The organism is Leclercia sp. UBA5076 (assembly GCF_002416465.1).
In the GTDB taxonomy this organism is placed as follows: domain Bacteria; phylum Pseudomonadota; class Gammaproteobacteria; order Enterobacterales; family Enterobacteriaceae; genus Enterobacter.
Genome location: NZ_DIAO01000008.1, coordinates 298,127 through 310,918, shown reverse-complemented (window position 1 = coordinate 310,918; position 12,792 = coordinate 298,127). Strand labels below are relative to the sequence as shown.

The following is a 12,792-nucleotide window of genomic DNA, read 5'->3' as shown; positions in this document are numbered from 1 at the left end:
TCTGTATGCCCAATCCGTTTTGCGGATTGGGCTTTTTTTCAGGAATTTTGCAGGGCCGATGAGCGGGTGCGGACGTTTTCAGTCATACGGATAATCAGCGCCACGCCTGCTGTAAGGGTCGCCAGCGCAATAACGCCCGGCCAACCGGCCATGGTATAGAGCTGACTGCCGAGCGCGGAACCTAACGCCATCCCGATAAACACACCGGTAAAGAGCAGAGCGTTCAGACGGCCACGGGCCTGGGGCTCAAGGCTATAAACCAGGTTCTGGTGAGCCACCAGACTCGACTGCAGACCGAGATCAAAACCTACCGCGGCAACGGCAATCAGGATCAGCTGGCCCTGTACACCTAATGCCGGCATGAAAAACATCAGGGCGAAGGAGACGGTTACCAGCGCGGCACCCAGCTGAGTGACTTTACCAGCGCCCAGTTTATCCGCCAGACCGCCAGCGAGTGGCGCGGCCAGAGCGCCTGCGGCACCGGCAATGCCATAGCCACCGGCAACGGCGCTGCCAAGACCGTAGTGTTCCATCAGCATCACCGCGAGGGTAGACCAGAAGGCGCTAAAGGCGATGGAGAGAAAACCCTGTGCCAGTGCGGCGCGGCGCAGAGCGGGGTAGCGACGCCACAGGTGTGCCATGGAGCGCATCAACTGCGGATAACGCAGGTTCGACGGCACCGCGAAGCGGGGCAGAATAAACCACATTACGGCGGCGAGGATCGCAATACTGCCTGCCGCCAGCTGGTACATCACGCGCCAGCCAAAAGCTTCACCTACCACGCCGCTCACCGTACGGGAAAGCAGGATCCCCAGTAACAGGCCGGTCATCACCGTACCGACGGTTTTCCCCTGTTTACCCTCCGGGGCGAGGATCGCCGCAGCCGGAACGATATCCTGCGCCATGGTGGCGGTCATCCCAATCAGCAGGCTGACCAGCAGCAGGGAATGCATCTGAGCCGTCAGGCTACAGGCCAAAAGTAGCAATGCCAGCGCGATGCTTTTCACCACAATCAGGGTGCGGCGGTCATAGCGATCGCCAAGCGGCAGCAGGAAGAGGATCCCCAGCGCATAGCCTGCCTGCGTCAGGGTGGGCACCATCCCCATCCCTTCAATACTGAGATGCAAATCTGCGCCCATCAGCGGCAGTAGCGGCTGAGCATAATAGATGGCGGCGACGCTAAAGCCCGCGCCGATGGCAAGGATGAAAATTACCCAACGGCTGACGGCTGGGCTCAGGGTACTGGAGTTCATATGCAGTTCCTCATTTCGGGTGTGTCGCTATTCTTTATCACCACGCCTTGCGGTGGTAGCGGGCCCGGTGTTAAAACACTTATACGTGTAACGTATAACCGGATTAAAAATGAAACGTTCGGAACGTATAGACCGGGTAGAGCTGATGCGTACTTTTGTGCGCATCGTGGAGACGGGCTCTCTTTCTGCCGCAGCGGTGCAGATGGCGACCAGCCAGGCCACCGTCAGCCGTCGTCTGCAATCACTGGAGACGCTGCTGGGCGTGCGCCTGATCCTGCGAACGACACACGCCATGAAGCTGACGGATGACGGCGAACGCTGCTATCAACATGCCCGGCGGGTCATTGACAGCTGGTACGCGCTGGAGGATGAAGTCGGGCAAACAGAAGATGAGCCGGTCGGGGTGCTTCGCGTGCGTGCGCCGCATGCCTTTGGACAGGAGCAGTTGCTGGAGCCATTAACGGCGTTCCTGCTGCGCTATCCACGACTCAATGTGGAGTGGATGCTCAACGACCGCTCGGCTGATTTTTTAAGTGACAATATCGACTGCGCTATCCGGGTAGGGGCGGAGATCGACCCGGCTACGGTGTCGGTATTGCTGGCCGAGGTGCCGCGCAGCATTGTGGCGTCACCCGAGCTGCTGGCACGGTTTGCGCCAGTAGAAAAACCGGAAGATCTCTCCGCACTGCCCTGGGTGGCGCTCAATACTTTTTATCGTCAGCATGTTGAACTGTTCAGTGCGGAAGCCGCACAACCGCTGCGGGTGGCTATCTCCCCGCGCTTGAGTACCGACAGCCTCTACGTAGCGCGTAAAAGCGCGCTCACCGGGCTGGGTGTTGCCGTGGTCTCAAGCTGGACTGTCGAAGCGGATATCCGTGAGGGCAGGCTGATTCATCTGGTGCCTGACTGGCAGCCCGCCGCGTTGCCGGTTCATCTTGTCTATCCCTGGTCTCGCTACTATCCGGCGCGACTGCGTCGTTTTCTGGAGATGATGAGAGAGGTGATGCCTGAAATCGCAGGGATGCGCAGGCCAGAACAGAGGCAATAAAAAAGCCGACCCGAAGGTCGGCTTTTGCGCTTAAGCAGGCTTATTCAGCCGGCTGTGGGCGCGTGGCTGGCGCAGTGGCGTGATGGGTGGCGCTGTGCCCCCCCGCAGAGCCTTTACCGTCAAATTCAAATGCCGGACGTACCCAGTCACTCTGGCGCGGCGCTTCCGGAACATATTCCGGTGCCGGCGCACGGGTCATCGGAGCCGTCGCGTGATGGGCTTCAGCGTGAACCTGAGCGGCTGGCGCTGGCTTCACTGCAGGAACCGGCTTCACTTCTGGCTCGTCGACGTGAGCGACGTCAGTGACTTCAGGTTCCACTTCAGCGGCCTCAACCGGTTCAACATCGATTTCAATCTCAGGTTGAACTTCCGTTTCTACTTCAACTTCCACGACCGGCTGCGGCTCGACGGCTGCTTCGGTGGTTTCAGTCGTTTCAACGGCAGCGGCTTGTTCGACAGCAGGTTCAGCTACGGCAGCGTCCTCTGCAATCTGCTTCGCGACGACCGCATCGTCAGGAGTGACGATCTGCGGCTGTTCTGTCACTGGCGCAGCAATCACTTCCGGATGTGAAGTTTCAACTTCAGCCACCTGCGGCTCTGGGATCACAACGGCAGCAGCGTCAGCGATCGCTTCAACTTCGACTGGCGCAACAGGGAGCGCAGTTTCCTGAGCGACGGTCTGCTCTTCAAACTGTGGCTCCTGAGGGCGAGCTACCGGATAACGGATCCAGGCTTTACCTGATGCCATTTCTGGGGAGGCACAGGCAATAGCCAGCGGCATTGGCGACTGCAGCGGATAACGCTCGTCACGATAACGACGGCGACGCTGACCACTCACGCGCAGGTGACGCGGAGAGCGGCGTGAACGGCGAGGCATGCCGGCGTTTTCACGGCCTTCAGCATTTTCTTCCTGCTCAGGTGCGTTTTCAATCACCGCAGGCAGATCAACTTTAGCCAGCTCGGTACGCTGTGCAGGCTCGGCCTGTGGTGCGATCGCTTCAACCGCAGCTTCTTCAGCCTGAGACTGGAAACGCACTTTCTGGTTCATCTGACGCTGCTTACGGCGCGGCATCACCTGAACGCGTTCTTCCTGTTCAGTATCCTGAGCGGTCTCTTCGTCGCGATTCAGCGCTTTAACTTCCTGCTGGGCCTGACGTTTGTCATCGTTACGACGACGGTTACGTTCGCGGCGCGGCTGCTGCTCATCACGCTGTCTGCCTTTGTCAGACTCTTCGCTGACCGGCTGGCGAATTTCACGCTCTTCCGCGTTCTGCTGCGGCTTCTCGCGGCGGTTGCGACGGTTTTCGTCACGTCCTTCACGGCGCTCGCGACCTTCGCGGTTATCACGATTGTCACGGCTTTCGCTGCCTTCACGGCCTTCGTTGCTCTCTGAACGGTTATCGCGGCGCTCATTGCGGTCACGACGGTTGTTCTGACGCTTACGACGATCCGGGGAACGCTCCTGTTTCTCTTCTTTCTTCTCAACCGGTGCCGGGGCAGGCTGCGGCTCTTCACCCGCGAACATCTTCTTCAGCGCACTGAGGAAGCGGCTCAGCAGACCAGGCTGTTCAGCCGGTTGGCTCACTTCTGCCGCCGGTTTGGCTGCAGGTTTAGCCGCCACGGTCTCCTGCGCTGGCGCAGGCGGCGCTTCTGGCATCACAAACGCTGCCAGTGCAGGCTGTTCAGGCAGTTTACGCTCTGAGTACTCTTCCTCGGACGGCAGCGCCATCGCCTCTTCATGCAGCTTAGGCAGCATGTAGCTCAGGGTGGAGGTCTCTTCGCCTTTGCGCACGCGCAGCACGGAGTAGTGCGGGGTCTGCATCTGATCGTTAGGCACGATCACGCAGCGTACACCGCCCAGACGGGCTTCGATCGCACTTACCGCGGCACGTTTTTCGTTCAGCAGGTAGGAGGCAATCGGCACAGGCACAATGGCGTGAACTTCTTTGGTGTTCTCTTTCAGCGCCTCTTCTTCGATAAGACGCAGGATAGAGAGGGACAGCGATTCGTTGTCACGCACGGTGCCGGTACCGCTACAGCGTGGGCAGACGTGGTGGCTGGATTCACCCAGTGACGGGCTCAGACGCTGGCGGGACATCTCCAGCAGGCCAAAACGGGAAATATGGCTGATCTGGATACGTGCACGATCCTGACGCACCGCTTCACGCAGGCGGTTTTCCACCGCGCGCTGGTGACGTACCGGCGTCATGTCGATGAAGTCGATAACGATCAGGCCGCCCAGGTCACGCAGACGCAGCTGGCGGGCAATCTCATCGGCCGCTTCCAGGTTGGTGTTGAAGGCCGTCTCTTCGATATCGCCACCGCGGGTTGCACGGGCGGAGTTGATGTCGATGGCGGTCAGCGCTTCGGTGCTGTCGATAACGATAGAACCACCGGATGGCAGACGGACTTCACGCTGGAAGGCGGATTCAATCTGCGATTCAATCTGGTAGTGGCTGAACAGCGGGATCTCACCGGTGTACAGTTTGATTTTGCTGGTGAAATCGGGACGACCCAGCGCAGCGATATGCTGGCGGGCCAGCTCAAGCACTTTCGGGTTATCAATCAGAATTTCGCCAATGTCCTGACGCAGATAGTCGCGGAAGGCACGCACGATAACGTTGCTTTCCTGGTGGATCAGGAACGGAGCAGGGCGGCTTTCAGCGGCTTTCTGAATCGCTTCCCAGTGCTTCAGACGGAAGCCCAGGTCCCACTGCAGCGCTTCGGCAGATTTGCCCACGCCTGCGGTACGGACAATCAGACCCATGCCGTCTGGCAGCTCCAGGCTTGCCAGCGCCTCTTTCAGTTCGGTACGGTCGTCCCCTTCGATACGGCGAGAGATACCTCCCGCACGCGGGTTGTTTGGCATCAGCACGAGGTAGCTGCCTGCCAGGCTGATAAAGGTAGTCAGTGCAGCGCCTTTGTTGCCGCGCTCTTCTTTATCAATCTGGACAATAACTTCCTGACCTTCGCGCAGAACATCTTTGATGTTAGGACGGCCATGGGCATTATAGTTGGAAGGGAAGTACTCGCGAGCGATCTCTTTCAGCGGGAGGAAACCATGACGCTCGGCACCGTAATCGACAAATGCGGCTTCAAGGCTGGGTTCAATGCGGGTGATTTTGCCTTTGTAAATGTTCGCTTTTTTCTGTTCGTGTCCGGGACTTTCGATATCCAGATCGTACAGACGCTGCCCATCCACAAGGGCGACACGCAACTCTTCTTGCTGAGTTGCGTTGATTAACATTCTTTTCATCGTAACTTACTCATTATTCTTACATTGACGACTAAGCTGCGGGCAAGGTGACGCTTTCCGGGGTATGAACCGATGGCCTCGTGTCTATTCACGTCGCCAACCTCACGGTTGTCGCTCGCTTAAGAGGCGCAAAGTGTCGGTTGCCTGTATTTCATACGGAAATACAGCGCGATTATCAGGGGAATAGCCTGGGTAAAACTCTCCAGAGAAGATTCCATTTACCGGTAAGTACTGCAACCCGCAGCCCGCTAACTGTCTGAAAGATCAATACGTCTTACGCCATTGCTGCGTGGATGATCGGTCAGACAAAATTGGTCATTCCGTCGAGATCCTTACAAAACCCGGATTTAACGCGGAAAACAGCAGCATTATTCCATTGCTAACCGGGTTATAGCAAGATGACTTTTGCCAATTATCACCCGGTTACTCACAGTTTTTTCACTTCTCTCATACGATTGGTTTAATAACCATCAAATCGATTGCGTGAATGAAACAGTAACCGGGTAAAACTAAATATAAGCATAGAAAAATGAGTGGCGCTAATGGCTGCCGATAATTAGAATCGCCCCCCATGAAAACAGAGACTCCAGCCGTAAAAATGGTTGCCATTACCGATGATGAAGCGGGGCAACGTATCGACAACTTTTTGCGCACCCAACTGAAGGGTGTGCCAAAGAGTATGATTTATCGCATCTTGCGTAAGGGTGAGGTGCGTGTGAATAAGAAGCGCATCAAACCCGAGTACAAACTGGAAGCGGGTGATGAAGTGCGCATCCCGCCCGTGCGCGTAGCTGAGCGGGAAGAGGAGGCGGTGTCGCCGCATCTGAATAAAGTCGCCGCGCTGACGGAGGTGATCTTATATGAAGACGATCATATCCTGGTGCTCAACAAACCCTCCGGCATAGCCGTTCACGGCGGCAGCGGATTGAGCTTCGGCGTGATCGAAGGCCTACGCGCGCTGCGTCCCGAAGCCCGCTTCCTTGAACTGGTTCATCGCCTTGACCGCGACACCTCCGGCGTACTGCTGGTGGCGAAAAAGCGTTCGGCGCTGCGTTCGCTGCATGAACAGCTGCGTGAGAAGGGGATGCAGAAGGATTACCTCGCGCTGGTGCGCGGCCAGTGGCAGTCCCATGTCAAAGTGGTCCAGGCGCCGCTACTGAAAAACATTCTGCAAAGCGGTGAGCGTATCGTTCGCGTGAGTCAGGAAGGCAAACCGTCTGAAACCCGCTTCAAAGTCGAAGAGCGTTATGAATTCGCTACCCTGGTGCGCTGCAGTCCTGTGACCGGTCGTACTCATCAGATCCGTGTTCACACCCTGCATGCAGGTCACCCCATCGCCTTCGACGATCGCTATGGCGACCGTGAGTTTGATAAGCAGCTGGCGGGTACGGGCTTGTCTCGTCTGTTTCTGCATGCCGCCGCGCTGAAGTTTACCCATCCGGGTACCGGCGAGGTGATGCGTATCGAAGCGCCTATGGATGAGCATCTGAAGCGCTGCCTTAAAGTTCTGCGCGGTTAATTGCCGGGTGGCGCTGCGCTTACCCGGCCTGGGAAACCGTAGGCCCGTGCAAGCGTAGCGCCGCCGGGCGAAGCAGTAGGCTAGGCCATTAACGGGTTGTAATGCTCCCGACGCAGCATCTGGCACAGCGCAATCAGCGGTAATCCCACCAGCGTGTTCGGGTCGCGCCCGTCCAGCCTCTCAAACAATGCAATCCCCAGCCCTTCGCTCTTAAAGCTGCCCGCGCAGTTTAACGGACGCTCTTTACGGACGTAGTCATCAATCTCTTGTTCGCTGAGATGGCGGAAGTGCACGTCGAAGGGCTCACATTCCGTCTGCAAATGGCCTGTTGAGCTGTTATAGAGAGCAAGGCCGGTATAGAACGTGACGATATTGCCGCGGGCTTTCAACAGCTGCTGACGCGCCTTCTCTTCGGTATGCGGTTTACCCGTGATAGCGCCATCCAGGACGCAAACCTGATCGGAACCTATAATAAGATGGTCAGGAAATTGCGCTGCCAGGCTTTTTGCTTTTTCCTGCGCCAGACGTACCACCAGATGCCGTGGCGATTCACCGGGTTGTGGGCTTTCATCCACGTTCGGCGCGGCGCATTCAAAGGGTACGCCAAGCTTTTCCAGCAACACGCGGCGGTAGGGTGAAGTCGAGGCGAGAATAAGATTTGGCATATTTTTTTCACCAGATATAGCGTATCGATGCCAGCCATTTTAAACTACAGGCCGCAATGTGTGCGAATAATTGGCAAAAGGCAGCCTGAGGTTGCCTTTTTCTTTGACTCTATGACGTTACAAAGTTAATATGCGCGCCCTATGCAAAAGGTAAAATTACCCCTGACTCTTGATCCGGTTCGTACGGCTCAAAAACGCCTCGATTACGAAGGTATTTATACCCGTGACCAGGCTGAACGTATTGCCGAATCCGTAGTCAGTGTGGACAGTGATGTGGAATGCTCCATGTCGTTCGCTATCGATAACCAGCGCCTCGCCGTATTAACCGGTGATGCAAAGGTTTCGGTTACGCTCGAGTGTCAGCGTTGCGGGAAACCGTTCCCACTTCATGTTCACACAACATATTGTTTCAGTCCGGTTCGTTCAGACGAACAGGCTGAAGCACTCCCGGAAGCGTATGAGCCGATTGAGGTTAACGAATTCGGTGAAATCGATCTGCTGGCGTTAGTTGAAGATGAAATCATCCTCGCTCTGCCAGTGGTTCCGGTGCATGATTCTGAACACTGTGAAGTGTCCGAGGCGGACATGGTCTTTGGGGAACTGCCTGATGAAGCGCAAAAACCAAACCCATTTGCCGTATTAGCCAGCTTAAAGCGTAAGTAATTAAGGAGTAAGGTCCATGGCCGTACAACAGAATAAACCAACCCGTTCCAAACGTGGCATGCGTCGTTCCCATGACGCGCTGACCGCAGTTACCAGCCTGTCTGTAGACAAGACTTCTGGTGAAAAACACCTGCGTCACCACATCACTGCTGACGGTTTCTACCGCGGCCGCAAGGTTATCACTAAGTAATCACGCGTTTGCGTGATTAGGCTTAGTGAGGGTTTCCCCGTGCAAACGGGGATATACCGAACCAGGCTGCGACGATACCTTGACACGTCTAACCCTGGCGTTAGATGTCATGGGGGGCGATTTTGGCCCTTCCGTGACAGTGCCTGCAGCATTGCAGGCACTGAACTCTAATTCGCAACTCGCTCTCCTTTTAGTCGGTAATCCCGACGCTATCACGCCATTACTCGCAAAAGCTGACTTTGAACAACGTTCACGTCTGCAGATTATTCCTGCCCAGTCAGTTATTGCCAGTGATGTCCGGGCCTCACAGGCGATCCGCAGCAGCCGCGGAAGTTCAATGCGCATCGCGCTTGAACTGGTTAAAGAGGGCCGCGCACAAGCCTGCGTCAGCGCCGGCAATACCGGCGCGTTGATGGGGTTAGCAAAATTACTGCTCAAACCGATTGAAGGTATTGAGCGTCCCGCGCTGGTGACGGTACTGCCGCATCAGCAGAAGGGCAAAACGGTAGTGCTGGATTTAGGCGCGAACGTCGATTGCGACAGCGTTATGCTGGCGCAGTTTGCCGTCATGGGCTCGGTGCTGGCAGAGGAAGTGGTGGGGATTTCTCATCCCCGCGTTGCCTTATTAAATATTGGCGAAGAAGAGACCAAGGGTCTCGACAGCATCCGTGATGCAGCGGAGTGGCTAAAAAAAGAGCACTCCATCAACTATATTGGATATCTCGAAGCCAACGAATTATTGACCGGGAAGACGGATGTACTGGTGTGTGACGGCTTTACAGGAAACGTTACATTAAAAACCATGGAAGGGGTGGTGAGGATGTTTCTTTCTCTGCTTAAATCGCAGGGAGAGGGTAAAAAAAGGTCATGGTGGCTGATTTTATTAAAGCGTTGGTTACAAAAGAGCCTGGCGCGGCGATTCAGTCACCTCAACCCCGACCAGTATAATGGCGCCTGTCTGTTAGGATTGCGCGGCATTGTGATTAAGAGTCACGGTGCGGCCAATCAGCGAGCGTTTACCGTCGCCATTGAACAGGCAGTGCAGGCGGTGCAGCGACAAGTCCCACAGCGGATTGCCGCTCGCCTGGGATCTGTATTAGCAAAAAGTGACTGAGCGTACATGTATACGAAGATTTTAGGTACCGGCAGCTATCTGCCAAAGCAAGTGCGAACCAACGCCGATCTGGAAAAAATGGTAGATACGTCTGACGAGTGGATCGTCACACGTACAGGTATCCGCGAACGTCGTATTGCCGCGCCAGATGAAACAGTTTCCACCATGGGCTATGAAGCCGCCCAGCGCGCGCTGGAAATGGCGGGTGTCGATAAAGACGACATCGGTCTGATTATCGTTGCGACCACTTCCGCCACGCATGCCTTCCCAAGCGCTGCGTGCCAGGTGCAAAACATGCTGGGCATTAAAGGCTGCCCGGCGTTTGACGTTGCCGCTGCCTGCGCAGGCTTTACCTATGCGCTGAGCATTGCCGATCAATATGTAAAATCTGGCGCAGTGAAATATGCGCTGGTCATCGGCGCGGATGTTCTGGCTCGCACCTGCGATCCAAACGATCGCGGGACGATCATTATTTTTGGTGATGGTGCGGGGGCTGTCCTGTTAGGACAATCTGAAGAGCCGGGCATCATCTCAACGCATCTGCATGCTGACGGTCGCTACGGCGAACTGTTAACGCTGCCAAATGCGGATCGTGTCAACCCGGACAGCGCCATCTACCTGACTATGGCAGGTAACGAAGTCTTCAAAGTGGCAGTGACCGAACTGGCACACATCGTTGACGAGACGCTGGAAGCCAATAATCTGGAGCGTTCCGCTCTTGACTGGCTGGTGCCGCATCAGGCTAACCTGCGCATTATCAGCGCCACAGCCAAGAAACTCGGCATGTCGATGGATAACGTTGTGGTGACGCTGGATCGTCATGGCAATACGTCTGCAGCATCAGTACCGTGCGCGTTTGACGAAGCGGTGCGCGATGGACGAATTCAACGGGGCCAACTGGTCTTGCTCGAGGCCTTCGGTGGCGGTTTCACCTGGGGTTCTGCGCTGGTTCGTTTCTAGAAAGGATAAAAAAAATGACGCAATTTGCTTTTGTATTCCCCGGCCAGGGTTCTCAGGCCGTGGGAATGTTATCTGGATTGGCGGAGCAGTTTCCGGTAATCGAAGAGACTTTTCGTGAAGCTTCTGATGCGCTGGGCTACGACCTTTGGGCGCTGACCCAGCAAGGGCCAGCCGAAGAGCTGAATAAAACCTGGCAGACGCAGCCTGCGTTGCTGACCGCATCGGTCGCACTGTGGCGCGTATGGCAGCAGCAGGGTGGCAAAACGCCAGCGCTGTTGGCCGGTCACAGCCTGGGTGAGTATTCTGCGCTGGTTTGTGCGGGTGTGATTGCGTTTGCGGATGCTGTGCGTCTGGTTGAGATGCGCGGCAAATTCATGCAGGAAGCGGTGCCGGAAGGCACGGGCGGCATGTCAGCCATTATTGGTCTGGATGATGCTTCTATCGCAAAAGCGTGTGAAGAATCCGCAGAAGGCCAGGTCGTTTCACCGGTGAACTTCAACTCCCCGGGCCAGGTGGTTATCGCCGGCCATAAAGAGGCGGTTGAGCGTGCAGGCGCAGCCTGTAAAGCCGCGGGCGCCAAACGTGCGCTGCCGCTGCCGGTGAGCGTACCGTCCCACTGCGCGCTGATGAAGCCTGCTGCAGACAAGCTGGCCGTTGAGCTGGAAAAAATCACCTTCAGCGCACCGACCATTTCAGTGGTCAATAACGTTGATGTGCAATGTGAAACCGCGCCTGAGGCCATCCGCCACGCGCTGGTTCGCCAGCTCTACAGCCCGGTTCAGTGGACGAAAACCGTTGAATTTATGGCAGCGCAGGGCGTAGAGCATCTGTATGAAGTGGGCCCGGGTAAGGTCCTCACCGGTCTGACTAAACGTATTGTTGATACCCTGACTGCATCGGCGATTAACGAGCCTGAAGCACTGTCAGCGGCACTTGCGCAGTAAGAAGAGGAATACCATGAGTTTTGAAGGAAAAATCGCACTGGTCACCGGCGCAAGCCGTGGTATTGGTCGTGCTATCGCTGAAACCCTCGTCGCGCGTGGCGCGACAGTGATCGGCACCGCTACCAGCGAAAATGGCGCGCAGGCTATTAGTGACTATCTGGGAGCGAACGGTAAAGGTCTGATGTTGAATGTGACCGATCCGGCATCTATCGAATCTGTTCTGGGAAATATTCGCGCAGAATTTGGCGAAGTGGATATTCTGGTCAATAATGCCGGAATCACTCGTGACAACTTACTGATGCGAATGAAAGATGATGAGTGGAACGATATTATCGAAACCAACCTGTCATCTGTGTTCCGTCTGTCAAAAGCGGTAATGCGAGCTATGATGAAGAAGCGTCATGGGCGTATTATCACTGTCGGTTCTGTGGTTGGTACCATGGGAAATGCTGGTCAGGCAAACTACGCTGCGGCGAAAGCAGGCCTGATCGGTTTCAGTAAGTCGCTGGCGCGCGAAGTTGCGTCCCGCGGAATTACTGTAAACGTTGTTGCTCCGGGCTTTATTGAAACGGACATGACGCGTGCGCTGACCGATGAGCAGCGTGCGGGTACGCTGGCGGCAGTTCCAGCGGGTCGTTTAGGCGACCCTAAAGAAATCGCCAGCGCGGTTGCATTTTTAGCCTCTGACGAAGCGAGTTACATCACTGGTGAGACTCTCCACGTCAACGGCGGAATGTACATGGTTTAATCACGATCGAAAATATTTGCGTTATTGGGGGCATTGGCCTCAAAATAACGTAAAATCGTGGTAAGACCTGCCGGGATTTAGTTGCAAATTTTTCAACATTTTATACACTACGAAAACCATCGCGAAAGCGAGTTTTGATAGGAAATTTAAGAGTATGAGCACTATCGAAGAACGCGTTAAGAAAATTATCGGCGAACAGCTGGGCGTTAAGCAGGAAGAAGTGACCAACAATGCTTCTTTCGTTGAAGACCTGGGCGCAGATTCTCTTGACACCGTTGAGCTGGTAATGGCTCTGGAAGAAGAGTTTGATACTGAGATTCCGGACGAAGAAGCTGAGAAAATCACCACCGTTCAGGCTGCCATTGATTACATCAACGGTCACCAGGCGTAAGTGAACATCTCCAGGCGGTCATTCGACCGCCTGAGTTTTTT

General features: G+C 55.6%; 12 protein-coding genes. 9 read left to right on the top strand and 3 right to left on the bottom strand.

Annotation, left to right across the window (positions count from 1 at the left end):
• Positions 1–38: 38 nt before the first annotated feature.
• Complete coding sequence (locus B3X29_RS08960; RefSeq protein ID WP_103179084.1) at positions 39–1,253, bottom strand: MFS transporter; 1,215 nt, start codon at positions 1,251–1,253, stop codon at positions 39–41.
• A 109-nt stretch (positions 1,254–1,362) separates the two neighbouring features.
• Between B3X29_RS08960 and B3X29_RS08955 the strand changes: the two genes are divergently transcribed.
• Complete coding sequence (locus B3X29_RS08955; RefSeq protein ID WP_159339146.1) at positions 1,363–2,301, top strand: LysR family transcriptional regulator; 939 nt, start codon at positions 1,363–1,365, stop codon at positions 2,299–2,301.
• Positions 2,302–2,341: 40 nt separating this feature from the next.
• On the opposite strand, the gene rne is transcribed toward B3X29_RS08955, so the two are convergent.
• Complete coding sequence (rne, locus tag B3X29_RS08950; RefSeq protein WP_103179086.1) at positions 2,342–5,557, bottom strand: ribonuclease E; 3,216 nt, start codon at positions 5,555–5,557, stop codon at positions 2,342–2,344.
• Between the two features lie 571 nt (positions 5,558–6,128).
• On the opposite strand from rne, the gene rluC reads away from it, so the two are divergent.
• Positions 6,129–7,076, top strand: coding sequence for a 23S rRNA pseudouridine(955/2504/2580) synthase RluC (gene rluC, locus B3X29_RS08945; protein ID WP_103179087.1), 948 nt, complete (start codon positions 6,129–6,131; stop codon positions 7,074–7,076).
• A gap of 80 nt (positions 7,077–7,156) precedes the next feature.
• On the opposite strand, the gene B3X29_RS08940 is transcribed toward rluC, so the two are convergent.
• Positions 7,157–7,741, bottom strand: coding sequence for a Maf family protein (locus B3X29_RS08940; protein ID WP_156654281.1), 585 nt, complete (start codon positions 7,739–7,741; stop codon positions 7,157–7,159).
• Between the two features lie 141 nt (positions 7,742–7,882).
• Between B3X29_RS08940 and yceD the strand changes: the two genes are divergently transcribed.
• The 7 genes from yceD (at position 7,883) to acpP (ending at position 12,751) form a co-directional block, all read left to right on the top strand.
• Positions 7,883–8,404 (top strand): 23S rRNA accumulation protein YceD, encoded by a 522-nt coding sequence (gene yceD / locus B3X29_RS08935; protein WP_103179089.1) that lies wholly within the window; start codon positions 7,883–7,885, stop codon positions 8,402–8,404.
• A gap of 16 nt (positions 8,405–8,420) precedes the next feature.
• Positions 8,421–8,594: a 50S ribosomal protein L32 gene (gene rpmF / locus B3X29_RS08930; protein ID WP_003857964.1), complete on the top strand. Its 174-nt coding sequence runs from the start codon at positions 8,421–8,423 to the stop codon at positions 8,592–8,594.
• A gap of 79 nt (positions 8,595–8,673) precedes the next feature.
• Entirely contained in the window at positions 8,674–9,708 is a 1,035-nt protein-coding gene (gene plsX / locus B3X29_RS08925; protein WP_201304714.1) for a phosphate acyltransferase PlsX, read from the top strand.
• 6 nt (positions 9,709–9,714) lie between these two features.
• On the top strand, positions 9,715–10,668 hold the full coding sequence (locus B3X29_RS08920) for a beta-ketoacyl-ACP synthase III (RefSeq protein ID WP_103179091.1): 954 nt from the start codon (positions 9,715–9,717) through the stop codon (positions 10,666–10,668).
• Positions 10,669–10,682: 14 nt separating this feature from the next.
• Positions 10,683–11,612 (top strand): ACP S-malonyltransferase, encoded by a 930-nt coding sequence (gene fabD / locus B3X29_RS08915; RefSeq protein WP_103179092.1) that lies wholly within the window; start codon positions 10,683–10,685, stop codon positions 11,610–11,612.
• 13 nt (positions 11,613–11,625) lie between these two features.
• Entirely contained in the window at positions 11,626–12,360 is a 735-nt protein-coding gene (gene fabG, locus B3X29_RS08910; protein ID WP_103179093.1) for a 3-oxoacyl-ACP reductase FabG, read from the top strand.
• Positions 12,361–12,514: 154 nt separating this feature from the next.
• Positions 12,515–12,751, top strand: coding sequence for an acyl carrier protein (gene acpP, locus B3X29_RS08905; RefSeq protein ID WP_000103754.1), 237 nt, complete (start codon positions 12,515–12,517; stop codon positions 12,749–12,751).
• Positions 12,752–12,792 lie beyond the last annotated feature (41 nt).